At 73.9% G+C, this 24,871-nt stretch carries 22 protein-coding genes and 1 pseudogene; 7 read left to right on the top strand and 16 right to left on the bottom strand.

All coding sequences use genetic code 11. The features are described from left to right. Nucleotides 1-23: 23 nt before the first annotated feature. The 4 genes from ACVCAH_RS00865 to ACVCAH_RS00850 form a co-directional block, all read right to left on the bottom strand. Nucleotides 24-662: a hypothetical protein gene (locus ACVCAH_RS00865; RefSeq protein ID WP_447134086.1), complete on the bottom strand. Its 639-nt coding sequence runs from the start codon at nt 660-662 to the stop codon at nt 24-26. A 38-nt stretch (nt 663-700) separates the two neighbouring features. Continuing rightward, entirely contained in the window at nt 701-1,753 is a 1,053-nt protein-coding gene (locus tag ACVCAH_RS00860) for a type III polyketide synthase (protein WP_447134085.1), read from the bottom strand. Between the two features lie 84 nt (nt 1,754-1,837). Beyond that, on the bottom strand, nt 1,838-3,007 hold the full coding sequence (locus ACVCAH_RS00855) for an acyl-CoA dehydrogenase family protein (RefSeq protein ID WP_447134084.1): 1,170 nt from the start codon (nt 3,005-3,007) through the stop codon (nt 1,838-1,840). A 44-nt stretch (nt 3,008-3,051) separates the two neighbouring features. Then, nucleotides 3,052-3,801, bottom strand: coding sequence for a methyltransferase domain-containing protein (locus ACVCAH_RS00850; RefSeq protein WP_447134083.1), 750 nt, complete (start codon nt 3,799-3,801; stop codon nt 3,052-3,054). Between the two features lie 46 nt (nt 3,802-3,847). On the opposite strand from ACVCAH_RS00850, the gene ACVCAH_RS00845 reads away from it, so the two are divergent. From ACVCAH_RS00845 to disA, 4 genes are all read left to right on the top strand, one after another. Beyond that, a complete protein-coding gene (locus tag ACVCAH_RS00845; protein ID WP_447134082.1) occupies nt 3,848-4,687 on the top strand; it encodes a UbiA family prenyltransferase in 840 nt (279 codons plus the stop codon). 141 nt (nt 4,688-4,828) lie between these two features. Next, nucleotides 4,829-5,572 carry a hypothetical protein gene (locus ACVCAH_RS00840; protein WP_447134081.1) on the top strand — a complete coding sequence of 248 codons (744 nt, stop codon included), beginning with the start codon at nt 4,829-4,831 and terminating at the stop codon, nt 5,570-5,572. 89 nt (nt 5,573-5,661) lie between these two features. Beyond that, nucleotides 5,662-7,113 carry a DNA repair protein RadA gene (radA, locus tag ACVCAH_RS00835; RefSeq protein ID WP_447134080.1) on the top strand — a complete coding sequence of 484 codons (1,452 nt, stop codon included), beginning with the start codon at nt 5,662-5,664 and terminating at the stop codon, nt 7,111-7,113. 142 nt (nt 7,114-7,255) lie between these two features. Further along, the gene (gene disA, locus ACVCAH_RS00830) at nt 7,256-8,437 is read left to right on the top strand and encodes a DNA integrity scanning diadenylate cyclase DisA (protein WP_447134079.1); all 1,182 of its coding nucleotides are present in this window, start codon (nt 7,256-7,258) and stop codon (nt 8,435-8,437) included. A gap of 41 nt (nt 8,438-8,478) precedes the next feature. Here the strand turns inward: disA and ACVCAH_RS00825 are convergent, their stop codons facing one another. The 3 genes from ACVCAH_RS00825 to ACVCAH_RS00815 form a co-directional block, all read right to left on the bottom strand. Then, entirely contained in the window at nt 8,479-9,186 is a 708-nt protein-coding gene (locus ACVCAH_RS00825) for a hypothetical protein (protein ID WP_447134078.1), read from the bottom strand. 162 nt (nt 9,187-9,348) lie between these two features. Further along, nucleotides 9,349-9,933: a peptide deformylase gene (locus tag ACVCAH_RS00820; protein WP_447134077.1), complete on the bottom strand. Its 585-nt coding sequence runs from the start codon at nt 9,931-9,933 to the stop codon at nt 9,349-9,351. Further along, nucleotides 9,930-10,442, bottom strand: coding sequence for a glycine cleavage system protein R (locus ACVCAH_RS00815; protein WP_447134076.1), 513 nt, complete (start codon nt 10,440-10,442; stop codon nt 9,930-9,932). The genes ACVCAH_RS00820 and ACVCAH_RS00815 overlap by 4 nt, the downstream gene beginning before the upstream one ends. A 96-nt stretch (nt 10,443-10,538) precedes the next feature. On the opposite strand from ACVCAH_RS00815, the gene ACVCAH_RS00810 reads away from it, so the two are divergent. Next, nucleotides 10,539-11,441, top strand: a complete 903-nt coding sequence (locus tag ACVCAH_RS00810) for an A/G-specific adenine glycosylase (protein WP_447134075.1) — start codon at nt 10,539-10,541, stop codon at nt 11,439-11,441. 322 nt (nt 11,442-11,763) lie between these two features. Here the strand turns inward: ACVCAH_RS00810 and ACVCAH_RS00805 are convergent, their stop codons facing one another. From ACVCAH_RS00805 to lysS, 3 genes are all read right to left on the bottom strand, one after another. After that, the gene (locus tag ACVCAH_RS00805) at nt 11,764-14,295 is read right to left on the bottom strand and encodes an ATP-dependent Clp protease ATP-binding subunit (RefSeq protein ID WP_447134074.1); all 2,532 of its coding nucleotides are present in this window, start codon (nt 14,293-14,295) and stop codon (nt 11,764-11,766) included. Nucleotides 14,296-14,869: 574 nt separating this feature from the next. Continuing rightward, nucleotides 14,870-15,214, bottom strand: coding sequence for a histone-like nucleoid-structuring protein Lsr2 (locus tag ACVCAH_RS00800; RefSeq protein ID WP_197700191.1), 345 nt, complete (start codon nt 15,212-15,214; stop codon nt 14,870-14,872). A gap of 111 nt (nt 15,215-15,325) precedes the next feature. Further along, nucleotides 15,326-16,834: a lysine--tRNA ligase gene (gene lysS, locus ACVCAH_RS00795; RefSeq protein ID WP_447134073.1), complete on the bottom strand. Its 1,509-nt coding sequence runs from the start codon at nt 16,832-16,834 to the stop codon at nt 15,326-15,328. A 91-nt stretch (nt 16,835-16,925) separates the two neighbouring features. On the opposite strand from lysS, the gene ACVCAH_RS00790 reads away from it, so the two are divergent. Beyond that, the gene (locus ACVCAH_RS00790) at nt 16,926-17,666 is read left to right on the top strand and encodes a class I SAM-dependent methyltransferase (RefSeq protein ID WP_447134072.1); all 741 of its coding nucleotides are present in this window, start codon (nt 16,926-16,928) and stop codon (nt 17,664-17,666) included. A 38-nt stretch (nt 17,667-17,704) separates the two neighbouring features. Here ACVCAH_RS00790 and ACVCAH_RS00785 read toward each other — a convergent pair whose 3' ends face one another. Beyond that, a complete protein-coding gene (locus tag ACVCAH_RS00785; protein WP_302920649.1) occupies nt 17,705-18,463 on the bottom strand; it encodes a type III pantothenate kinase in 759 nt (252 codons plus the stop codon). A 119-nt stretch (nt 18,464-18,582) separates the two neighbouring features. On the opposite strand from ACVCAH_RS00785, the gene ACVCAH_RS00780 reads away from it, so the two are divergent. Beyond that, nucleotides 18,583-19,674, top strand: coding sequence for a hypothetical protein (locus ACVCAH_RS00780; RefSeq protein ID WP_447134071.1), 1,092 nt, complete (start codon nt 18,583-18,585; stop codon nt 19,672-19,674). Between the two features lie 75 nt (nt 19,675-19,749). Here the strand turns inward: ACVCAH_RS00780 and nadC are convergent, their stop codons facing one another. The 5 genes and pseudogenes from nadC to panC all read right to left on the bottom strand — a co-directional run bounded on the left by nadC (nt 19,750) and on the right by panC (nt 24,860). Then, nucleotides 19,750-20,646 (bottom strand): carboxylating nicotinate-nucleotide diphosphorylase, encoded by an 897-nt coding sequence (nadC, locus tag ACVCAH_RS00775; RefSeq protein WP_447134070.1) that lies wholly within the window; start codon nt 20,644-20,646, stop codon nt 19,750-19,752. After that, the gene (locus tag ACVCAH_RS00770) at nt 20,643-22,352 is read right to left on the bottom strand and encodes an L-aspartate oxidase (protein ID WP_447134069.1); all 1,710 of its coding nucleotides are present in this window, start codon (nt 22,350-22,352) and stop codon (nt 20,643-20,645) included. Before ACVCAH_RS00770 ends, nadC begins: the two co-directional genes overlap by 4 nt. A gap of 104 nt (nt 22,353-22,456) precedes the next feature. Beyond that, nucleotides 22,457-23,357 (bottom strand): annotated as a pseudogene (locus ACVCAH_RS00765) (septum formation family protein). A gap of 200 nt (nt 23,358-23,557) precedes the next feature. Further along, complete coding sequence (panD, locus tag ACVCAH_RS00760; RefSeq protein WP_447134068.1) at nt 23,558-23,980, bottom strand: aspartate 1-decarboxylase; 423 nt, start codon at nt 23,978-23,980, stop codon at nt 23,558-23,560. Nucleotides 23,981-24,011: 31 nt separating this feature from the next. Next, nucleotides 24,012-24,860, bottom strand: coding sequence for a pantoate--beta-alanine ligase (gene panC, locus ACVCAH_RS00755; RefSeq protein ID WP_447134067.1), 849 nt, complete (start codon nt 24,858-24,860; stop codon nt 24,012-24,014). Between the last annotated feature and the right edge of the window lie 11 nt (nt 24,861-24,871).

The following is a 24,871-nucleotide window of genomic DNA, read 5'->3' as shown; positions in this document are numbered from 1 at the left end:
CCGCTCCCGGCGGTCGGCGCCGGTCAGGGCACCGCGACCAGTCGCGCCTCGACCCGGACGGGTTCGGCGCCGGCGGTCGACAGGGTGACCCGGAGCGGCCCGCCCCGGCCGGTCACCTGGGTGGTGACCAGCGAGCCGTCGCAGCCGCTGGTCAGCGGGTCGCCCGCCCGTGCGCCGACGACCGTGACCAGCAGCTCACCCGGCCCGGTGCAACGGAACTGGAGCACGTGGCGGGCGCCGTACTGGCGGTCGGCCTGCCGGGTGACCGGGCGCTCCCGGGTGAGGGTGGCCCGCTCGCGCCAGACGAGGTCGTCGGGCCGATCGAGCCAGCCGTCGTCGTCGTAGCGCGGGAAGGATTCGACGGGGCCGACGACCGACTGGCGGTCGACGGGTAGGGCGGCGCCGGTGGCCGGGTCGACCCGGAAGGTCAGCGCGCGGTCCGAGTCCCGGACCGCCACCTGGCGGCGGGAGTCGGACGCGGCGGCCGGCGGCGCGGCCGGCGGCGGATTGACCGGCTCGTTCGCCCGCCACCACCAGCCGCCGGTGACCAGGGCGGCCACCGCCAGACCGGCCAGCACGCCCGTCCGCAACCGGTCGCCGAACCCGGTCGGCGGCCGGTCGCCGCCACCCTCCGCCGGCCGGTTCTCCGCCTCGGCGTCCATGCGGCGAGGGTAACCGCCGTCCGCCCGAATCGTCGCGCTCAGTCCCGCCGTTCGAGCAGGGCGGCGTAGAGGGTCAGGCCCGGCCCGAACGCCAGCATCAGCACCCGGCCCGGCGGCGCCGCCGCCCGGCGCAGCCGGTCCAGGATCAGCAGGACGGTCGGGGACGAGCAGTTGCCGTGCTCGTCCAGGGTGGCCCGGGACGCGGCCAGCCCCTCCGGGGGCAGCGCCAGCTCCCGCTCCACCACGTTGAGGATGCGTGGCCCCCCGGGGTGCACAGCCCAGCCGTCCACCCCGGACAGCGTCGCGCCGTGCCGGTCCAGCAGGTCGTCGACCAGCCCCCGGACGTGGGTGGAGAGCACCTGCGGCACCTTCGGCGACAGCCCCATCCGGAAGCCGGTGTCGGTGACGTCCCAGGTCATGTGGTCGGCGGTCGAGGTGTCGGTCACCGAGGTGACCTCGCGCACCGCGTACCCCCGGCCGTCGGGCACCACCACGGCGGCGACCGCCGCGTCCGAGAAGAGCGCGTGCGAGACGATCTGCTGGGTGTCCACCCGGGCGCTGGAGGGCTGGATGTGCAGGCTGGTCAGCTCGGCGCAGAGCAGCAGCGCCGGCCGGCCCCGGGCGGTGACGAAGTCACTCGCCGCGCCCAACCCGGGCAGGGCGGCGTAGCAGCCCATGTGGCCGACGAACATCCGCTGGGTCTCCGGCGCCATGCCCAGGTCGCGGGCGAGCAGGATGTCCAGCCCCGGGGTGGCGTAGCCGGTGCACGAGCAGACGATGAAGAGCCCGACGTCACCGGCGGCCAGCCCGGCCGCGGTGAGCGCCCGCCCCACCGCCTCCTTGCCCAGCGGCAGCGCCTCCACCTGGTAGCGGCGCATCCGGCGCTCGGTGGGCCAGTCGGAGACGTCCTCGAGCAGCGGGTTGACCGCGGCCTGGCGGCGGGTCACCCCGGAGTGCGCGAAGATCCGCTCGGCCAGCGCCCGGGTGGTGCCGGTGAAGTGCCGGGAGAAGAACCCGTCCCACAGCTCGTCCTGCGCGGCGGACGGCGGGTGCGCCGTACCGAGACCCGCGATCACTGGCACGGCCACCATGCTCCACCTCTCGTCGTGTCTCCTGCACGTCCACCATGGCGTCCCCGGTCCACGCCGTGCGCCGGCCCGGTGAACTCCTCGTGTTCACCAACGAGGCGACGACCCGTCGCGGTCCGGGTCGCCGCCGAGCGCCGCGATGCCGAGCCAGTCGGCGCACACGTCGGAGGTGGCCGGGTGCAGCGACCCGCAGCGCGCGTCCCGGTAGAGCCGCTCCAGGGGATGGCCGCGGCGGGTGGCCGAGGTGCCGGCCGCCTCCAGCATGGACGCCGCGACGTCGGCGGCCGTGGTGCCGGCGAGCAGCTTGGCCCGCCACACCCAGCGGTTGGTCTCGGCGTCGCCCGGGGCCTCGTCCACCCGGCGGGCCGCCTCGGCGACCACCAGCTGCGCCGCCGCCACCGCGGCGTCGGCCCGGCCGAGCCGGGCGCGGACCGCGGGCAGCCCGGCCAGGTTGCGGGCGTTGAGGTGCTCGGCCGCCGCCTCGACCGCCGCCCGGGCCACCCCGACGTAGACCGCGGCGTAGCTGGCCACCAGCCAGTGCGGCATGAGCTGGGCGACCACCAGGGCCAGCCCCTCCACGCCGCCGAGCAGCCGGTCGGCCGGCACGGTCACGTCCAGGTGCAGGTCGTGCGACGCGGTCGCGCGCATGCCGAGCGAGTCCCAGCTCGGCTCCACGGTCAGGCCGTCCGGCCCGGCCGGCACCAGGAACTGGGAGACCACCGACTGGTCGGCGACGCTGCGCGCGGCCACCAGGTAACCGTCGGCGTGCCCGGCGCCGGAGCAGAACGTCTTGCTGCCCTTGATCCGATAGCCGCCGTCGACCGGCTCGTAGACCGTGGCCAGCTGGGAGAGGCGGGCCCCGGCGCCGCGCTCGCTCATCGCCACCGCGTACCAGCAGCCCTGGGCGGCGGCGGAGAGCAGCCGGTCGCGGGCGGCCAGCGCGTCGTCCGGCACCCCGAGCGCCTCGGCCAGCTCCTCGGTGACCGCGCCGAGCGCGCCGGTGACCGAGGCGTGCATGTTGAACACCAGGGCGGTGGCGCCGTTGCCCCGGGCCAGCTCCGTGGCGACCGCCGCGTACTCGGCGAACGTGGCGCCCATCCCGCCCAGCTCGCGGGGGACCATCAGGCCGAAGAGCCCGGCCTCCCGCAGGTCGTGGAAGTCCGCGACCGGGAACGAGCCGTCCCGGTCGTGCTCCCCGGCCCGAGCGGCGAACCGCGGCGCCAACCGCCGGGCCGCCTCCAGCACGTGCAGCGTCATACCGCCCCCTCCTCGGCCCTGTCCTTACCCCCGCACGGACCGGGCTACCCGCTTCGTGTTCCACGCCCCTGGTAGAGCACCGCCGTGGACCAGGTCGGCACGATCCGGGGCGACGGACCGGCGTCCGTCGCGTCCGGACGATCGCCGGCGCGCATCCGCCGCAGCAGCCAGCCGAGCAGGCCGCCGATCGCCGGCCGGACGCCCCGCAGTCGCAGCGCCACGCCGTGCCGGGCGCACTCCGCCACCAGCGCACGGTCGTCCACGAACAACCGTGGATCGTGGATGCCGCGCGGCACCGTGGGCAGCCGCTCGGCGATCCGGACGGCGAGCAGCCGGCTCAGCGCGGTGTCGTTCAGGGTGTCCAGCACCAGCAGGCCGCCGGGCCGGAGCAGCCGGCAGGCCTCGGCCACCGCCCGCCGCCAGTCCGGCACGTGCTCCAGCAGCTCACCGGCGGCCACCACGTCCGCGCTGCCGTCGGCCAGCGGCACCGCCGTGACATCCCCCTGGACCACCATCACGCCGTGCTCGGCGGCCTGCGCCAGGGCGGAGCGGGTGAGGTCCACCCCGAGGTGCCGGTACCCCTTGCCGGCCAGGTGCGGGGCGAGCAGCCCGGCACCGCAGCCCAGGTCGACCAGGAGCGCGCCGGGTCGGGCCGCCGGCGGCACCAGCGCTGCCCGGGCCTCGGCCAGCCAGTGCAGCATGGCGAACGCGCCGTCCGGCCGCCACCACTCGCCGGCCAGGTCGTCGTACTGGCGCGGATCGTTGCGTGGCAGGGTCCGGCCCGCGTCTCGCATGGCTCAGAGCGTGGCACGACTCACCGGTAACGACCAGACTTCCGTTATGTCGTCAACGGTGTTAGGGCTGGTCAGGGCGAGCCATCCGGAACCGGCCGCGGCGGTCACCACAGTGGCCGGTCTGCTGGCCGCCGGCGTCGGGCACCGGCCGTCCGGGGTGGTCGCGGTGGTGCTCACCGTGCTGGCCAGCCAACTCGCGGTCGGCTGGGCCAACGACGCGCTCGACGCCGACCGGGACGCCACGGTGGGGCGTACCGACAAGCCGGTCGCCGCGGGCGCGGTCGGCCGGCGCGCGGTCGCCCTGGCCGCGACGGCGGCCGCGCTGGCCACCCCGGCGCTGGCCCTGGCCACGAACCCGGTGGCGGCGCTCTGCGCCGCCCTCGGCCTGGTCTCCGCGCTGCTCTACGACTGGCCGTTGAAGTCCAGTCCGCTCTCGGTGCTGCCCTACGCGGTCTCCTTCGGGTCGCTGCCCGCCTTCGTGGTGCTGGCGCTGCCCGGCGCGCCGGCACCGCCGGGCTGGCTGGTCGCCGCCGCGGCCTGCCTGGGCGCCGGCGCGCACTTCGCCAACGTGCTGCCCGACCTCGCCGACGACGCCCGGACCGGGGTGCGCGGGCTGCCGCACCGGCTCGGGCCGGCCGGCAGCCGGGTGGCCGCCGCCGGGCTGCTGCTCGCGGCGACCGCCACCCTGGTCGTCGGGCCGCCCGGGCCGCCGTCGGGGGTCGGCCTCGCCGCGGTCGCGGCCGCCGTCGTGGTGCCGCCGCTGAGCTGGTACGGCGGGCGCGCCACGGCCCGGGCCGGCGGCCGCCCGGTGGCCGCCTTCCGGGCGGTCATGCTGGTGGCCCTGATCGACGTGGTGCTGCTGGTCAGCAGCGGTCGGGTGGTCTGAGGGTCCTCCCGGGAGGTGGCATCCCCGGGTCGGCGTGCGGGCCTCGATCAGCCCCAACTACCCTGGAGCGCGGTCTGCGCGGGCAGGGCCACACCGTGCCCGGGCACAGGACCGGGTGGGATCGTGACGAGGAGGACCGACGTGACGCGCTCGATCAGGGGTTCCCGGCGGGCGGCCCTGCTGCTGTCCGGGATGGCGGCGGCGACCGGACTGCTGCTGTCCGGGTGCGGCGCCGGCCAGGTCTCCGAGACCGCCAACAAGGAGCCGTCGGTCCAGGGCGTCAACCTCTCGGCCCGCAACGGCGAGTACGCGGTCCGTGGCCTGCTGGTCGAGTACCCCGGCATCGAGGGCTACAAGGCCGGCGCGAACGCACTGCTCAACGCCGTGATCTACAACGACTCGCGGAACCCGGTCACGGTCACCGTCCGCAGCCAGGACGCCCGCGAGGTGGTGATCACCGGCGACGGCGCGGCGGCCAGCCCGTCCGCCACCCCGTCGGAGGAGGCCCACCCGACGGCCACGCCGTCGGAGACCGGGTCGCCCAGCCCGTCCGGCTCCGCCTCGCCGTCGGGGTCCGCGTCGCCGTCGGCCACCCCGTCCGCCCCGGCCGGCCAGCCGGCCCGGATCGAGATCCCGCCGCTGAGCTACGTGCAGCTCAACTCGGAGGCGGACCAGATCCTCCAGCTCATCGGGCTGAACGAGGCGCTCCGTTCCGGGCAGAACGTCTTCGTCACCTTCGACTTCGGCAACGGCGTCGCCCTCACCGGCCCGGCGCCGATCGCCGTGCCGCTCACCCCGGCGGCGCCCCCGTCGCCGATCATCGAGCGCGAGGGCGGCTACGAGGGCCAGGAGAACGGCGGCGGTCACGGCGGCTCCGACCACTGACCGCTCCCAGCAGGATCGCCGGACACCGGCGGCGTGGCGACCACCACGCCGCCGGTGTTTTCGTCGTACGAGGGGACTAACGTCCCGGTGTGACCACCTCCCGATCGACCTCACCACGTGCCGGGGCGGCCGGGCGCGGCCGCGCGGCCGCCCGTGAGCCCCGCCCGGCCTACGAGTGCGACGCCTGCGGCCACCAGCCGCCCAAGTGGGTCGGGCGCTGCCCGGAGTGCGGCGAGTGGGGCTCGGTGGTCGAGTGCACGGTGACCGGCCCGACCGTCTCCGGGCGGGTGGTCAGCTCCCGGATGCCGGCCGAGCCGGCCCGGCCGATCGCCACCATCAGCGCCGCGCCCGCCCGGGCCCGGCCGACCGGCGTGAGCGAGCTCGACCGGGTGCTCGGCGGCGGCCTGGTCCCCGGCGCGGTGGTGCTGCTCGCCGGTGAGCCGGGGGTCGGCAAGTCCACCCTGCTGCTCGACGTGGCCCAGCAGTGGGCGGCCGGCGCGGGCAGCCCGTCGCTGGTGGTCAGCGGCGAGGAGTCGGTCAGCCAGGTGCGGCTGCGGGCCGAGCGGATGGGCACCCTGCACGACCAGCTCTACCTGGCCGCCGAGAGCGACCTGGCCGCGGTGCTCGGGCACCTCGACGCGGTACAGCCCGGCCTGCTGGTGCTCGACTCGGTGCAGACCATCTCGACCACCGGCACCGAGGGCGTGCCCGGCGGGGTGACCCAGGTGCGGGCGGTCACCGCCGCGCTGGTCGCGGTCGCCAAGGAGCGCGGCATCGCCACCGTGCTGGTCGGCCACGTGACCAAGGACGGCCAGGTCGCCGGCCCGCGGGTGCTGGAGCACCTGGTCGACGTGGTGCTGCACTTCGAGGGCGACAAGCACTCCTCACTGCGGATGGTGCGCGGCGTCAAGAACCGGTTCGGCGCCGCCGACGAGGTCGGCTGCTTCGAGATGCACGAGGGCGGCATCAGCAGCCTGGCCGACCCGTCCGGGCTCTTCCTGACCCGCTACTCGGAGCCGGTGCCGGGCACCTGCGTCACCGTGGCGATGGAGGGGCGGCGGGCCCTGGTCACCGAGGTGCAGGCGCTGATCGGCGCGACGGTCGCCGGCTCCCCCCGGCGGACGGTCTCCGGGCTGGACTCGGCCCGGCTGGCGATGGTGCTGGCGGTGCTGCAACGGCGTACCGAACGGCTGACCCTGCACGACCGGGAGGTCTTCGCGGCCACCGTGGGCGGCATCCGGGTGGTGGAGCCGGCGGCCGACCTGGCCGTCGCCCTCGCGGTCGCCTCCGGGGGCCTCAACCTGGCCATCGCCCCGCACCTGGTGGCGATCGGCGAGGTCGGGCTGACCGGCGAGGTCCGGCGGGTCGGCGCGGTGCCCCGCCGGCTGGCGGAGGCGGCCCGGCTGGGCTTCCGCCACGCACTCGTGCCGCCCGGTTGCGGCCCGGAGAGCACCGGTGTGAACCCCGAGCAGATGCGCGTGACGGAGGTCACGGACGTCCGGGCGGCGCTCCAGGCGGCGGCCCGGGCGTCCGCGGAGTGACCGAGGGTGCCCGGCGGGCGGGGCGGCCGGGGCGATACCGGGCATGCCGCGCCGACAGTCCCGCACCACGCGCACCGGACATCGCGACACATCACAGTAACCACGACAGCACCCACCGCAGGGCAGTCCGTAGACTGTGCCCGTGCCGATCGACCGCGATACCACCAAGCCTGCCGGCGCGACGCCCCACGCCCGCACCGGCGCCGTGGGCTCGCCCGCCCGTCCGATCAGCGTCAACGTGACCGGGGGCGGCAGCTCCGCCGGCGATCCGCTCCGGGCCAACCTGGCACTCATGGCGCCCGGCACCGCGCTGCGCGACGGGCTGGAGCGGATCCTGCGCGGCCGGACGGGCGCGCTGATCGTCCTCGGCTACGACAAGGTCGTCGAGGGGCTCTGCACCGGCGGGTTCCCGCTGGACGTCGAGTTCTCCGCCACCCGGGTCCGGGAGCTGTGCAAGATGGACGGCGCCGTCGTGCTCTCCAGCGACGGCACCCGCATCGTCCGGGCCGCGGTGCACCTGATGCCCGACCCGACCATCCCCACCGAGGAGTCCGGCACCCGGCACCGCACCGCCGAGCGGGTCGCCCGGCAGACCGGCTACCCGGTCATCTCGGTCAGCCAGTCCATGCGGATCATCAGCCTCTACGTCAACGGCCAGCGGCACGTGCTGGACGACTCGGCGGCGATCCTGTCCCGGGCCAACCAGGCGCTGGCCACGCTGGAGCGCTACAAGCTGCGGCTGGACGAGGTCTCCGGCACCCTCTCCGCGCTGGAGATCGAGGACCTGGTAACCGTGCGCGACGCGGTGGCGGTGGTGCAGCGGCTGGAGATGGTCCGCCGGATCGCCGACGAGATCGCCGGCTACGTGGTGGAGCTGGGCACCGACGGCCGCCTGCTGGCCCTTCAGCTCGACGAGCTGATGGCCGGCGTGGACGCCGACCGCACCCTGGTGATCCGGGACTACCTCCCGGTCGGCCGCAAGTCCCGCACCCTCGACGAGGCGCTGGTCGAGCTGGACCTGCTCGGTGCCACCGAGCTGATCGACCTGGTCTCGGTGGCCAAGGCGATCGGCTACCCGGCCGCTTCCGACGCCCTGGACGCCGCGGTGAGCCCGCGCGGCTTCCGGCTGCTGGCCAAGGTGCCCCGGCTGCCGGCCGCGGTGGTGGACCGGCTGGTGCTGCACTTCGGCAGCCTCCAGCGGCTGCTCGGCGCGACGGTGGAGGACCTCCAGGCCGTCGAGGGGGTGGGCGACGCCCGCGCCCGCGGCGTCCGCGAGGGGCTGTCCCGGCTCGCCGAGGCGTCCATCCTGGAACGCTACGTCTGACCGGTCCGCGCCCCGGTCGGGCGTCGCCGGGCCGGTGCGGATCAGCCGGTGAGGGTGAGCTTGACCGGTTCGCTGAGCTTGCTGCCGACCCGGGCGAAGACCTGGTACGTCCCGGCCGGCGGCGCCTCACCCGCGGCCACCCCGTTCGCGCACCGGCTGGACGCCTTGCCGTTCCAGCCGACCTGGTAGGACCGCTCGAAGCCGGGCGTGAAGGACTGCACGTCGGAGCCCTTCCCGGTGCCGCAGGTGTCGGACGACCAGATCTTCTCCGCCCCCGACTTGATGAACAACTCCTGCACGTCGGCACCGACGTCGCGGCTGCAGGTCCGCTCGGATCGGTTCTTGATCTTCAGCTGGAGGTCGACGGTCGCGCCGCGGACCGCCGTCGCGGGCCGGGCCACCGGGGTCACGGTGATCTCGGCGTCCGTGCAGGTGCCGTCGTCGACCACCGGCGCCCCCGGGACCGGCCCGTTGGTGACGGACGGCTCGACCGAAGGGTCGGCCGAGCCCGCGTCACCCGACGGCGGCGCGCCGGTCTGCGGGGTGAGCATCGACCCGCTCGGCTCCGGCGTGGCGGTGGCCGACGTGGCGCCGGCGGTCGGCTGGGCGTCGCCGGTCGACCTCGGGTCCGGGTCCGAGCCGGTGCACGAGTAAAGCAGGACAATCAGGAAGAGAAGCCCCGCTCCGAGTACGACGGCGCGACGCCGCCAGTAAACGGCGGGTGGCAGGGGGCCGACCGTCAGACGCATGATGCCCCCACCGTAGCGGCGTACCGCACCACAGCCCGCCGCGACGCGCCGTGGTGTCGACTGCTCACCGGATCACCCCTCCACTCACGACAGTCCCGTCCCGCGCGGTGTGGCCGGTCCGCGCCCCGTCGCGCCCCGTCGGGGCGGCCGCCGGCATCCGGCTCAGAGATAGACCTTGCGCTGGTAGACGGCGTGCGCACCGGCGACCTGGTCGAGGAAGAGCAACCCGGCGCAGTGGTCGATCTCGTGTTGCAGGGCCCGCGCCTCGAACCCGTCGGTCACCAGCCGGACGGGCGCGCCGGTGCCGGGCAGGGCGGCCTCCACCACCAGCCGGCTGGCCCGCTTGACGTCGCCGGTCAGGTCGGGCACGGACATGCACCCCTCGCGCCCCGGCTTCCACCGGGTCGCCTCGACCACCCGGGCGTTGCAGAGCACGAAGGTGCCGTGCACGGTGACCGCCTTCGGATGGCCGGTGACGTCCACCGCGAACACCTGCGCACCCACTCCGACCTGCGGGGCGGCCAGGCCGACGCAGCCCGGCGACACGCGCATCGTGGCGATAAGGTCGGCGGCCAGCTGCACGGTCTCCGCGGCGGTCGGGTCCACCTCACCGCCGGCCCGGCTCAGCACGGGGTGCGGGGCGGCCACCACCGGGAGCACCTCGCCCGGCACGGTCAGCGCCTCCGGGCTCCAGTCGCCCAGGCCGGCGTACTCGTCGGCGTCCGGGTCGCGCTCGTCGCCGGTCACAACAGATCCGGGTCGGCCGGCCGGAGGGTCACCTCGACGCCCAGCTCGGCGGCGGCCTCGGTCAGCCGGCCGGCGAGCGCGTCGGCGGTGCCGGGCGGCAGGTCCACCTCGGCGACGACCACGTAGAGCGTCCCGGCCAGGCGGGTGCTCAGGTCGGTGACGTTGCCGCCCGCGTCGGCGAGCACCCGGGTCATCGCCGCGACGATGCCCATCCGGTCGGCACCGTGCACCGCCATCACGTACGGCTCCCCGCCCGGGGCCAGCTCACCGTCGGGGGTGACCGCCCGGACGGTCGCCAGCAGCTGGCCGTCGGCGGCGAGCGGGGCCAGGGCGGCCTCGACCTCGGCGGCGGCCGGGCCGACGCAGATCAGGGTCATCGCGAAGTGCCCCCGCAGCCGGGTCATCGTGCTGTCGGTGAGGTTCGCGCCGAGCCGGGCCAGCACCTCGGCGACGTCGGCCACGATGCCCGGCCGGTCCCGGCCGATGACGGTGATCGCGAGCTCGTTCATCCGGGCATTCTGCCCGATCCGCCTGTGGCCGCCGCGCCGCCCCGCCCGGGCCACCCGATCCGCGGGACCACCGCGCGTGACATCATCGGCCCCGCGATGACTGCACCCACCTTCACCACCCAGGTCAGCCGGTGGTACCAGGAGAACGCCCGTGACCTGCCGTGGCGCGGACCCGACGTGAGCCCGTGGGCGATCCTGGTCAGCGAGGTCATGCTCCAGCAGACCCCGGTGGCCCGGGTCGTTCCCGCCTGGCAGGCGTGGCTGGCGCGCTGGCCGGAGCCGTCCGCGCTCGCGGCGGACACCCCGGCCGAGGCGATCCGGATGTGGGGGCGGCTCGGCTATCCCCGCCGGGCGGTACGGCTGCGTGAGTGCGCGGTGGCGATCGTGCAGCGGCACGGCGGCCGGGTGCCGGACCGGCTGGACCAGCTGCTGGCCCTGCCCGGCATCGGCACGTACACGGCCCGGGCGGTGGCCGCGTTCGCGTACGGGCAGCGGCACCCGGTGGTGGACACCAACGTCCGGAGGGTGGTCTCCCGGGCGGTGGCCGGCGAGCCGGACGCCGGACCGGTGACCCGGCCGGCGGACCTGGTCGCCACCGAGGAGCTGCTGCCCGCCGAGCCGGCCGCCGCGGCGCTGGCCAGCGCGGCCTTCATGGAACTCGGCGCGGTCGTCTGCACCGCCCGCGCCCCGCGCTGCGACCGGTGCCCGGTCGAGTCGGTCTGCGCCTGGCGCGCCTCCGGCCAGGCCGCGCCAACCGGCCCGACCCGCCGCCCCCAGCGGTACGCGGGCACCGACCGGCAGGTCCGCGGGCTCCTGCTCGGGGTGCTGCGGGAGGCCACCGGGCCGGTTCCGCGCCAGCGGCTCGACCAGGTGTGGACGGACGACGCGCAGCGGTCCCGTGCGCTGGCCGGACTGGTGCAGGACGGCCTCGTGGAGCCCGTCGGCGCCGACTCGTTCCGCCTCGCCGGCGACGACCCGCTCCCCGCCCCCATGATCTGACCGGCCGATGACCTGAACTCGCCAGCGGCCCGGCCTGCCGGTGGCCGAGCTCGCTGATGGCGTGAGCGCGCTGATGGCCCGAGTCCGCTGATGATCGTCTGATGCTCCGCAGGTCCCCCGACCCGCTTTCCCCTTCTTTACATCAGACAATCATGGTCGCCTGTTGAGGCTCCGGGTGGGCGGGGCGAGCGGGTGAGCCGGGCGGGGGGCGGTGGCCGGGGGCTGGCGCGCCGCGGGGCGGGCGGGTGCGGTGGCTGGAAGCGGAAAGGGCGACGGCCCGGTGGCGGGTGCCACCGGGCCGTCGCCCTCGTGCTGTCGAGCCTTACTCGTCCGCGCCCGCGGCGGCGGTGCCGCCGAGGTCGGCGGGGACCGCGTCCGGCACTTCGACCGGCTTGTCGGCGCCCTGGAAGACGAGCTTGGACTTGTCGATGTTGCTCGGGTCGCCCTCGCAGTCCACCACCACGATCTGACCCGGGGTCAGCTCGTTGAAGAGGATCCGCTCGGAGAGGTTGTCCTCGATGTCGCGCTGGATCGTGCGACGCAGCGGACGCGCACCGAGCACCGGGTCGAAGCCCTTCTTCGCCAGGTACTTCTTGGCGTTGTCGGTCAGCTCCAGGCCCATGTCCTTGTTCCGCAGCTGCGTCTCGATCCGCGCGATCATGATGTCCACGATCGAGAGGATCTCCGACTCGCGCAGCTGGTGGAAGACGATGGTGTCGTCGATCCGGTTCAGGAACTCAGGCCGGAAGTGCTGCTTGAGCTCGTCGTTGACCTTCTGCTTCATCCGGTCGTAGTTGGACTCCGAGTCCTCCGACGCCTGGAAGCCGAGCGACACCGCCTTGGCCACGTCGCGCGTGCCCAGGTTGGTGGTCAGGATGATGACCGTGTTCTTGAAGTCCACGATCCGACCCTGACCGTCGGTGAGCCGACCGTCCTCCAGGATCTGGAGCAGCGTGTTGAACACGTCCGGGTGGGCCTTCTCGATCTCGTCGAAGAGGACCACCGAGAACGGCCGACGCCGCACCTTCTCGGTCAGCTGCCCGCCCTCGTCGTAGCCGACGTAGCCGGGAGGGGCACCCACCAGCCGGGAGACCGTGTAGCGGTCGTGGAACTCGGACATGTCCAGCTGGATGAGGGCGTCCTCGCTGCCGAACAGGAACTCGGCCAGCGCCTTGGAGAGCTCGGTCTTACCGACGCCGGACGGGCCGGCGAAGATGAACGAGCCCGAGGGACGCTTCGGGTCCTTCAGCCCGGCGCGGGTACGCCGGATCGCCTTGGACACCGCCTTGACCGCGTCCTCCTGGCCGATGACGCGCTTGTGCAGCTCGTCCTCCATGCGCAGCAGGCGCGAGGTCTCCTCCTCGGTCAGCTTGTAGACCGGGATGCCGGTCCAGTTGCCGAGCACCTCGGCGATCTGCTCGTCGTCGACCTCGCTGACGACGTCCAGGTCACCGGCCTTCCACTCCTTCTCCCGCTGCGCCTTCTGGCCGAGGAGCTGCTTCTCCTTGTCGCGCAGCTGCGCGGCGCGCTCGAAGTCCTGCGCGTCGATCGCGGACTCCTTGTCGCGACGCACCTGGGCGATGCGCTCGTCGAAGTCGCGCAGGTCTGGCGGCGCGGTCATCCGACGGATCCGCATCCGGGCACCGGCCTCGTCGATCAGGTCGATCGCCTTGTCCGGCAGGAAGCGGTCGGAGATGTAGCGGTCGGCCAGCGTCGCCGCCGCGACCAGGGCCGCGTCGGTGATGCTCACCCGGTGGTGCGCCTCGTAGCGGTCGCGCAGCCCCTTGAGGATCTCGATGGTGTGGGCCAGGGACGGCTCACCCACCTGGATCGGCTGGAACCGGCGCTCGAGGGCGGCGTCCTTCTCCAGGTGCTTGCGGTATTCGTCGAGGGTGGTGGCGCCGATGGTCTGCAGCTCGCCACGGGCCAGCATCGGCTTGAGGATGCTCGCCGCGTCGATCGCGCCCTCGGCGGCACCCGCACCCACCAGGGTGTGGATCTCGTCGATGAACAGGATGATGTCGCCCCGGGTGCGGATCTCCTTGAGCACCTTCTTGAGGCGCTCCTCGAAGTCACCGCGGTAGCGGGATCCGGCGACCAGCGCACCGAGGTCGAGCGTGTAGAGCTGCTTGTCCTTCAGCGTCTCGGGCACCTCGCCCTTGATGATCTTCTGGGACAGCCCCTCCACCACGGCGGTCTTACCGACGCCGGGCTCACCGATCAGGACCGGGTTGTTCTTGGTACGGCGGGAGAGCACCTGCATGACCCGCTCGATTTCCTTCTCGCGCCCGATGACCGGGTCGAGCTTGCCCTCGCGGGCGGCCTGGGTCAGGTTGCGGCCGAACTGGTCCAGCACGAGGCTGGTGGACGGCGCGGCCTCGCCCGGCGCGGCGCCCGCCGCGGCCGGCTCCTTGCCCTGGTAGCCGGAGAGCAGCTGGATCACCTGCTGGCGGACCCGGTTGAGGTCCGCACCGAGCTTGACCAGCACCTGGGCGGCGACGCCCTCACCCTCGCGGATCAGACCGAGCAGGATGTGCTCCGTGCCGATGTAGTTGTGGCCGAGCTGCAGCGCCTCGCGCAGCGACAGCTCCAGCACCTTCTTGGCCCGCGGCGTGAACGGGATGTGCCCGCTCGGCGCCTGCTGGCCCTGGCCGATGATCTCCTCGACCTGCTGGCGGACGCCCTCGAGGGAGATGCCGAGGCTCTCCAGGGCCTTTGCCGCGACGCCCTCACCCTCGTGGATCAGGCCCAGCAGGATGTGCTCCGTACCGATGTAGTTGTGGTTGAGCATCCGGGCCTCTTCCTGGGCCAGGACGACAACCCGTCGCGCTCGGTCGGTGAACCGCTCGAACATGCCCTCGTGCTCCTCACGTGCCGTGCGCCTTGATGGTCAAAGATCTTGGCGGGGCCGGTGCGCGGACGCCCGGGACGGGCGTCCTTGCCTCATTACTCTATCGCCGCGGACCGACTCAGCTGAGGTCGTGTGTCTCCGGCAGGAGCCGTGTACGCGTCGTTTTGCACAACCGTCCGCGCTCAGGAGGTGTTCCGGTACCCCCGGCGCTACGCGCAGAGCGAAATTCTCCTCGCGGTGCGACACCCTTCCGGACGGCCCGCGCGGGCCCCGATGGCACCCGCACGGCCGGGTATGACGTCGGCGCGGCCGGCGCAGGGGGCCACCCGACTGTCATCCACAGGTTGTGGAAAACTTCTCCACCGGCTGTGGACAACGCCCGCCCCACGGGGATTCTTCCCGGCGGGGCCGGGTCCGGTTCCGGCGCGACCCGGCGGTCCGGGCCGTCGAGGAGGCCGCCTGTCCGGTTTGTCGGCTATCGCGCATCCGGGGCCGGATGCGAACGCTGGGCGGATACGGCGACGCCGGCCCGGAGACGTGCTCCGGCCCGGCGTCGTGTCGCCCGGTGACCGCGGGGTCAGCGCGTGGCGTGGTACTCGTCGACGATCTCCTGAGGGATCCGGCCCCGGTCGGAGATGTCCTTGCCGGCCTTCTTGGCCCAGGCCCGGATCGCCTTGTTCTGCTCCCGGTCGGCGGTGGCGCCGCCCCGGCCGCGCGCGGCCCGGCCGCCGACGACCACGCCGCCCCGACCCACCTTGGTGCCGGCCCCGACGTACGGCGCGAATACCTCACGCAATTTCTCTGCGTTGGAACTGGACAGGTCGATCTCGTACTGAACGCCGTCGAGCGCGAACTTGACGGTCTCGTCAGCGTCCCCGCCGTCCAGGTCATCGACCAGCTTGTGAATGATCTGCTTGGCCACGTCCCACATTCCTTTCGAGCAGGGTGCACCTGCAAACTCGCAAGAACAATAGCCCGTACGACGCGCGGGGCGTCAATAGGATGCGGTATCGATCCGTCGAGGGTGTTGCGACTACTCCTGGCGCACCAACGGGAACAGGATCGTTTCCCGAATTCCCAGGCCGCTGAGCGCCATCAGCAGTCGGTCGATTCCCATTCCCATACCCCCGGCCGGCGGCATTCCGTACTCCATCGCGCGGAGGAAGTCCTCGTCGAGCCGCATGGCCTCGTCGTCACCCCGGGCGGCGAGCTGCGCCTGGGCCACCAGCCGTTCCCGCTGCACCACCGGGTCGACCAGCTCGGAGTACGCCGTGCCGAGCTCGAAGCCGAGGACGTAGAGGTCCCACTTCTCGGCCAGCCCCGGCTCGGTGCGGTGCGCGCGGGTCAGCGGGCTGGTCTCCTCCGGGTAGTCACGGACGAAGGTGGGCGCCTGCAGGCCGGGGACGACCAACTCCTCGAAGAGCTCCTCGGCCAGCTTGCCGGGCCCCCACTTCGGGTCGACGGCGAGGTCGACCTTGTCCGCGTATTCGACCAGCCGGGCCCGCTCGGTGCGCACCGTGACCTCTTCGCCGAGCGCCTCCGAAAGCGCCCCGTAGAGGGTCACCGAACGCCACTCGCCGCCCAGGTCGAACTCCCGCCCGTCGGCGTGGGTGACCACCGTCGAGCCGCTGACCGCGATCGCCGCCCGCTGCACGAGATTACGGGTCAGCTCGGCCATCGTGTCGTAGTCGCCGTACGCCTGGTAGGCCTCCAGCATCGCGAACTCCGGCGAGTGCGAAGAGTCGACGCCCTCATTACGGAAGTTGCGGTTGATCTCGAAGACCCGCTCGACACCGCCGACCACGGCCCGCTTCAGAAACAGTTCCGGGGCGATTCGCAGATACAGATCGGTGTTGAGCGCATTGCTGTGGGTCACGAATGGGCGGGCCGCCGCGCCGCCGTGCAGCAACTGCAGCATCGGCGTCTCCACCTCGAGGTAACCCTGCTCGTGCAGGGAATCGCGGAGGCTGCGTACGGTCGCCGCCCGGGTGCGCACCATCTGCCGCGCCTGCGGGCGGACGATCAGGTCGACGTAGCGCTGCCGGACCCGGGCCTCCTCGCTGAGCGGCTTGTGCGCCACCGGCAACGGGCGCAGCGCCTTGGCGGTGACCGCCCACTGCTCGACCAGTACCGACAGCTCGCCCCGGCGGCTGGTGATCACCTCGCCGGTCACCCCGACGAGGTCGCCGAGGTCCACCAGACGCTTCCAGTCCTCCAGCCGCTCCGGGCCGACCCGGTCGAGGGAGAGCATCGCCTGCAGCTCGGTGCCGTCACCGTCGCGCAGGGTGGCGAAGCAGAGCTTGCCGGTGTTGCGTACGAAGATCACCCGCCCGGTGACCGAGACCCGGTCGCCGGTGGCGGTGTCGGTGGGCAGGTCGGCGTAGCGCTCGCGGATCTGGGCCAGGGTGCTGGTCCGCGGGAAGCCGACCGGGTACGGCTCGACGCCGTCGGCGAGCATCCGGTCCCGCTTCTCCCGGCGGACCTTCATCTGCTCGGGAAGGTCGTCGGCGGGGTCGACTGGCACGGGCTTCTGCTCGGTCACGGCACGCTTCCTCAGAGGGAGATGTTCGGCGGGGTCAACCCCCGAGCGTACTCAAGCACCCAGTTGCCGGTTACCGGATAACCTGCCCGCCATGACCGATCCCACTCAAGCACTCTCGTTCGGTGCCGTGGCGGCCGACTACGACCGGCTCCGGCCCCGCTATCCGCGGGAGGCGGTCCGTTGGGCACTCGACGGGCTGGGCCGGTCCGCCCGGGTGGTGGACCTGGGCGCCGGCACCGGCATCCTGACCCGCGAGGTGCTGGCCCTCGGCCACCAGGTGGTGCCGGTGGAACCCGACCCCGGGATGCGGGCCCAGCTCGACGCCGCGACCCCGGGCGCCGTCGCCCTGGCGGGCAGCGCGGAGTCCGTACCGCTGCCCGACGGCGCGGCCGACGCGGTCGTCGTCGGTCAGGCGTACCACTGGTTCGACCGGGAACGGGCGCACCCGGAGATCGCCCGGGTGGTCCGCCCCGGGGGCGTCTTCGCGCCGATCTGGAACGTCCGGGACGAAGGGGTCGCCTGGGTGGCGGAGCTGACCCGGATCGCCCACCTCGGGGACAACGCCGGAAACGTGACCGAGAAGTACGCCGACTTCGGCGCCGCGTTCGGACCGGTCGAGCTGGGCGAGTTCGCCCACGCGACCACGCTCACCCCCGACGAGGTGATCGGGCTGCTGCACACCCGCTCGTACTGGATCACCGCGCCGGCGGAGGAGCAGGAGAAGATCGACCGGGATCTGCGGGAGCTCTTCGCCACCCACCCCGACCTGGCCGGGCGGGAGACGGTCGAGCTGCCGTACCGGACGCTGGTGTTCCGCGCCCGACGGCGCTGAACCACCCGGGTTTCCGGCCTGGCCCGACCGACGCCGGGTCAGACGTTGCGCTCGTAGACCATCCGCAGGCCGATGAGCGTGATCATCGGCTCGTGGTGGGTGATCGTCCGGCACTCGTTGATCACCAGCGAGGCGAGACCGCCGGTGGCGATCACCGCCCGCACCTCGCCCAGCTCCTCGGTCATCCGCTCGACGATCCGGTCCACCTGGCCGGCGAAGCCGAAGTAGAGGCCGGACTGGAGGCACTCGACGGTGTTCTTGCCGATCACCGAGCGGGGCCGGGTGGCCTCGACCTTTCGTAGCTGGGCCGCGCGGGCGGCGAGCGCGTCGAAGGAGATCTCGATGCCGGGGGCGAAGGCGCCGCCGAGGAACTCGCCCCGGCCGCTGATCACGTCGAAGTTGGTGGTGGTGCCGAAGTCCACCACGATGGACGGCCCGCCGTAGAGGGTGTACGCGGCCAGCGTGTTCACCACCCGGTCTGCGCCCACCTCCTTGGGGTTGTCGATGGCGAGCTGTACACCCGTCCGCACCCCGGGCTCGACGATCACGCTCGGCAGGTCCGCGTAGTAGCGGGACAGCATCGTGCGCAGCGAGCGCAACGCGGCCGGCACGGTGGAGCAGGCGGCCACCCCGGTGATCTCGACGGCGTCCCCGGCGAGCAGCCCCCGGAACTTCAGCCCCAGCTCGTCCGCCGTCGACCGGGCATCGGTCTTGATCCGCCAGGAGTGCACCAGCTTGTCGCCGTCGAAGGTCGCCAGCACGGTGTTGGTGTTTCCGATGTCGATGCAGAGCAGCACGCACGCAGCCTAGACAACCCACGTACGGGCGGGCGCGCAGCGGCCGGCGAACCGTATCCTGAACGGCATCGCGACATGAACATAGGTCTATCCACGGCGGGGCCGGACGGGGAGCGGACATGTCGGGGATGTGGTGGGCGCGCGGGCGCAACACATTGCGCCGGCGCCGCCGGCATGTGCTGGTGCTGGCCGCGCTGGCCGGCGGTGCGCTCTGGATGATCCTGCAGGCCTGGCGTTCCGGGCAGACCTTCCGCGGCGACCTCTACCTCAACATCGGCGCCGCCCTGATCATGACGCTGCTGACCTACGTGGTGCTCAACCCGCTCTTCCGCGAGCTCCAGACGGTGAGCATCATCGAGCACCCCCGGCTGGACCGGGACGCGCTGATCGAACGGGTGGCCAACTCCCGGGAGATCGTCGCGATCCTGGAGACGTTCACCAGCATGCTGGAGGGGCCGTACACCAACCGGTTCCTCTCCGCGCTGCGGGTGGCGCTGGCCAACGGCGCGACGGTCCGGGTGCTGCTGCTCGACCCGGACTCGCCGGCGGTCCGGCTACGCGCCGAGGAGCTGCGTCGCTCGGACGCGGCCATCGCGATCATGAACAACCTCTACCACTTCGGCCGGCTCCAGCAGCAGCTGCCGCCGGCCTCCCGGTCCCGGCTGCGGGTGCGCCTCTACAGCACCGCGCCGTCAGTGCAGATGTACCGCTGGGACGACAAGGCGTACATCTCGTTCTTCCCGGTCAGCGGCAAGACCTTCGACGCCCAGCAGATCGAGGCGTTCGTCAACACCCCGCTCGGCGAGTTCGTAGACGACCGGTTCACCGAGCTGTGGGAGACGGCCCCGGTGCGCGACCTCGACTCCTGCCTGAGCCTGCAGCTGTGCCTGCGTCAGGACGGGCGGGACCTGGAGACCTGCGAGGCGCGCTACGTGCGGGTCGACGGCACCTGGTACATCGCCGGCAGCGACCTGGTCCGCAACGTGGCCCGGCACGGCCTGGCCGGGCTGAGCGTGGTGCTCCAGCGGCCGGAGGCCGCCGGCCAGACCTTCACCCTGGGCGAGGCCGACGAGCTGGAGCCCGGCGTCTACCACCGGGCGCTCCAGCTCTTTCGGGCCAAGTACGGCCTGGACCACCGGGACGACACCGAGAGCCAGGTGATCTTCAACCTGGTGGGCCCGACGGCTTTACCCGCCCGCGCGGCGGCCTGAATCACCCGCGGAGGCGGAGCCCAGCGCCCCGCCCGGCCGGCGCCGCCGAACCGGCTCCGGCCACGGGCCGCGGGGTCACTCGGTGCGCAGGTCCATGGCGATGTCGAGGATGGGCGAGGAGTGGGTCAACGCGCCGACCGAGAGGAAGTCGACGCCGGTCGCCGCGTACCGGGCGGCCACCGCCAGGGTCAGCCCGCCGGTCGCCTCCAGCTCGGCCCGGTCGCCGACCGCGGCCACCACCTCGGTCAGCGTCTCCGGCGTCATGTTGTCGCAGAGCAGGAAGCCGGCGCCGGCCTCGACCGCGTCCACCGCCTCGGCCAGCGTGGTCACCTCCACCTGCACCGGCACGTCCGGGAACGCCGCCCGGACCCGCTGGTACGCCGGGGTGATGCCGCCGGCCGCCAGCTTGTGGTTGTCCTTGATCATCGCGACGTCGTGCAGGCCCATCCGCTTGTTGGTGCCGCCGCCGGCGCGGACCGCGTACTTCTCCAGGGCGCGCAGGCCCGGGGTGGTCTTGCGGGTGTCGAGCACCATCGCCTTGGTGCCGGCCAGCGCATCCGCCCAGGCCCGGGTGTGGGTGGCCACCCCGGACATCCGGCAGAGCAGGTTGAGTGCGGTGCGCTCGGCGGTGAGCAGCAGCCGGGTCGGGCCGGTCACGGTGGCCAGCACGTCGCCGCGGGCCACCCGCTCGCCGTCCCGGGCCACCAGCGACACCTCGACCGTACGCGCGCCGCCGGTCACCTCGCCGACCAGTTCGAACACCGCCGCCGCGACGGCCAGCCCGGCCACCACACCGTCGGCGCGGGCCACCAGGTCGGCGGTGTCGGTCTGCTCGGCCGGGATGGTGGCGACGCTGGTGACGTCGAGGAAGTCCGGGCCCAGGTCCTCGACGAGGGCGTCCTCGATCACCCGGCGCACCCGGGCCGGGTCCAGGCCGGCCGCCCGCAACTCCCGCTCCGTCGACTCCGTCATCGCGTCTCCTCCCACTGCTGCGCCAACCGGCCCTGCGCCCCGATCGCGCCGACCAGGTGGCCCAGCCACCGCTCGTCGGCCGTCGGGAAGTCCTCCCGCCAGTGGCAACCCCGGGTCTCCCGGCGGGCGTACGCGGCGGCGACCAGCGTCGACGCCACGGTGACCAGGTTCGTCGCCTCCCAGTCGGCGGTGCGCGGGGTGCCCCGCCCGGAGCCCAGGTCGCCCAGGATGGCCGCGGTCTCGGCCAGCGTCGCCGCCGAGCGGAGCACGCCGGCGCCCCGGGTCATCGCCCGTTGCAGGACCGGGGTCGCGGCGGCCGGCACCACCCAGCCCGCGCCGCCGACCCAGGCGCCGGTCCGCGCGGGCTGCGCCTGCTCCGGCAGGCCGGTGGCGATGTGCTCGGCGATCCGGCGGGAGAAGACCAGCCCCTCCAGCAGCGAGTTGCTGGCCAGCCGGTTCGCGCCGTGCACGCCGGTGCAGGCGACCTCGCCGCAGGCGTACAGGCCGGGGATCGAGGTGCGCCCGTGCAGGTCGGTGCGGACGCCGCCGGAGGCGTAGTGGGCGGCCGGGGCGACCGGGATCAGGTCGACCGCCGGGTCCACCCCGATGGCCAGGCAGGACGCCACGATGGTGGGGAACCGCTTGGCCAGCCAGTCCCCGCCGAGGTGCCGGGCGTCGAGGAAGACGTGGTCGGCCCCGGTGGCCAGCAACACCCGGTGGATGCCCTTGGCCACCACGTCCCGGGGCGCCAGCTCGGCCAGCTCGTGCTGGCCGACCATGAACCGCTTGCCGTCGGCGTCGACCAGGTGGGCGCCCTCGCCGCGCAGCGCCTCGGAGACCAGCGGCTGCTGGGCGTGCCCGGCGCCGGGCACCCGGGCGTGCTCCGGCACGATCAGCGCGGTCGGGTGGAACTGAACGAACTCCACGTCGGTGACGGCCGCGCCGGCCCGCATGGCCAGCGCCACCCCGTCGCCGGTGGACACCGCGGGATTGGTGGTGGCCGCGAAGACCTGCCCCAGCCCGCCGGTGGCCAGCACCACCGCTCGGGCCAGGATCGCGCCCACCCCGTCCTCGCTGCCCTCGCCCAGCACGTGCAGGGTGATCCCGCAGGCCGGGCCGAGCCCGTCGGGGCCGTCACCGGGCGCCCGGAGCAGGTCCAGCACCAGGGCGTGCTCGACCAGCCGGATCCACGGGTCGCGGCGTACCGCCGCGTGCAGCGCCCGCTGCACCTCGGCCCCGGTCGCGTCGCCGCCGGCGTGCACGATCCGGTTGGTCCGGTGCCCGCCCTCCCGGGTGAGCATCAGCGAGCCGTCCGGGTTGCGGTCGAACTCGGCGCCGATCCGCATCAGCTCGCGCAGCCGGGTCGGTCCCTCCTCGACCAGCACCCGCACCGCGGCCGGGTCGCAGAGACCGACCCCGGCGACCTCGGTGTCCACGGCGTGCGCGGCCGGGGTGTCGTGCGGGTCGAGCACCGCGGCGATGCCGCCCTGCGCCCAACGGGTCGATCCCTCGTCGATGTTGACCTTCGTGACCACGGTGACGTGCAGCCCCGCCTCGCGCAGGTGCAGCGCGGCGGTGAGCCCGGCCACCCCGGAGCCCACCACGAGCACGTCGGTGGTCTCCACCCAGCCGGGCGCGGGCGCGGCCAGCAGCGCGGGCAGCGCCGGAAGGTCGACGGCCGGAAGGTCGACGGTCGGAAGGTCCATGCCCCCAGTCAACCCGAACGTTCCTTGCCCCGGGCGGCGGGGGCGTGACGAGTGGTTTGGGCTACGGCGTCCCGGCCCTCGCCGGCACGAGTGGCGGTCACCGGCTACTTCGTGCGCACCGGCAGGCCGGCCTGGCCGGCGCCCTTCAGCGAGCCGGTCACCGTACGGTCGCTGAGCCAGAGGTGGCAGCGGACCCCCCGGTCACCCACCCGCCACCGCCCGGCGCCCGGCGGGCGGACCACCACCCCGCTGCGGAAGCGCAGGTCCGCCTCGTCCGGCACCCCGACGTACCGGGTGAGGACCGAACGGCAGCCGGTGTAGAGCGGCGCCCAGTCGGCGTCCCGGGTCGGGTACGGCACGTCCGGCGCCCGCCACACCCCGACGAACTCGGCGTCGTGCCGGGTGGCGCAGCGCAGTCCACCGGGAGCAGGGTCTGCACGCCGCCGCCCCGGCCGGACCGGGTCTGCTGGCAGCCCAGCCGCAGCGGAGACGGCCCCCGGAGGGCGTCGCGCAGGCTGCCGGTGCGGGTCACCACGGTGGCCGCCGCCTCGACCGTGGTCAGTTCGGACAGGTCGCAGCGGAACCAGCGGGAGCCGGCCGCCCAGCCGGGGCCGGAGGGGAGCGCCACCGCCAACCGCAGCCGCCCGGCGCGCCACTCGTCGCCGACGTAGCCGGTGGCCCGGGCGTCGCACTCGGCGAACGCGCCCCGCAACTCCGGCGAGCCGCTGGCCGGCGGGGTCGCCCGCGCGGGCGGGAACGCGCCGACGTGCACGGTCTCCACCCGGTGCGGAGCGGCGCAGTCCACCGGCTGGTACGCCGACAGCGGCACCACGTCGGTGAAGTCGGCCTCGTGGCAGGCCCCGGCCGCCGGGGTGAACGGCCCCGGCGGGGGCAGGGCGGCCCATCGTCGATTAGGTCGCCGTCCAGGCCACCGGCGCCGGCGCAGCCGGTCAGCAGGGCGGCCGTGACGACCGCCGCGAGCAGGGTGGTCATCAGACGGCGCATCCGCGGGCCTCCCCCAGCCACCGACCGTCCTCCGACGGTGTGCTCAGGGTAACCAGTCATGACCGTCAGGTGACAGACCGGAGCTGCGGTCGGAAACCACCCGCCCGCCCACTGGTGACCGCGGCCGGGTGCGCGCCACCGAGGCCGGCCGGCTGCTGCCGGAACGGCCGGCCGCGACGGGCCGGCCGGGGCGGAACGGCTCAGACGGCGGCGAACGGGCTGGGCACCGGGTCGCCGGCCATGCCCGGGGCCACCCCGGCCGGGTCGGCGCCCAACTCGATCACCCGGTTGTCGGCGTCGACGTGCACCACCCGCGGCCGGTAGGCGCGGGCCTCGGCGTCGTCCATCTGCCCGTACGAGATCAGGATGACCAGGTCGCCGGGGTGCACCAGGTGGGCCGCGGCCCCGTTGATGCCGATCACGCCGCTGCCCCGCTCGCCCGGGATGACGTACGTCTCCAGCCGGGCGCCGTTGGTGATGTCCACGATCGCCACCTGCTCGCCGGGGAGCAGGTCCGCGGCGTCCAGCAGATCCTGGTCGACGGTCACCGAGCCGACGTAGTGCAGGTCGGCCTGGGTCACCGTGGCCCGGTGGATCTTCGACTTGAGCATGGTCCGCAGCATCGGGGTGCCTTTCGCGCGAGCGTGGTGGGGTTCAGGATCGGGGGGCGAGCCGGATCGCCGCGTTGTCGATGAGCCGGGTCTCGCCGACCCAGGCCGCGATGAGCAGCCGGGCCGGGCCGGTGACCGGCCCCGGCTCCAGGTCCGGGTCGGTGAGCACCAGGTAGTCCAGCCGCGCGCCGGGCGTGCCGGCGCCGAATCCGGCGTGCGCGGCGGCCAGCACGGCGCCCGCGTCCCGGCCCCGGTCGGCGGCCTCCGCGCCGGCCCGCAGCGCCGCCGAGAGGCTCAGCGCGGCCTGCCGGTCGGCGGGCGAGAGGTAGCGGTTGCGGCTGGACAGCGCCAACCCGTCCGGCTCCCGCACGGTCGGCACGCCGACCACCTCGACCGGCACGTCGAAGTCCCGGGCCATCCGCCGCACCAGGGTCAGCTGCTGGTAGTCCTTCTCCCCGAAGAACGCCAGATCCGGGCGGGTGAGCTGGAGCAGCTTCAGCACCACGGTGAGCACCCCGTGGAAGAAGCCGGGCCGGCTGTGCCCCTCCAGGTCCTCGCCGAGCGGGCCCGGATTCACCCGGACGCGGGGCTCGCCGTCCGGGTACATCTCCGCCACCGACGGGGCGAAGACCAGGTCGGCGCCGGCCCGCCGGCAGACCTCCAGGTCGGCGTCGAGGGTGCGCGGATAGCGGTCGAAGTCCTCGTTCGGGCCGAACTGCAGCGGGTTCACGAAGATGGTGACCAGCACGTGGTCGGCCCGCTCGCGGGCGGCGCGCAGCAGCGTCTCGTGCCCCGAGTGCAGGGCGCCCATGGTCATCACCACGCCCATGGTGCCCTTGCCCCCGTCACGCGCCGCGGCCAGGTCGGCGCGGGTGTGCACCAGTTCTGTCACGCGGCACCTCC

The organism is Micromonospora sp. LZ34, from assembly GCF_052981855.1.
Note: the sequence above shows the minus strand (reverse complement) of the source record. Positions and strands in the feature narration are given on the sequence as shown.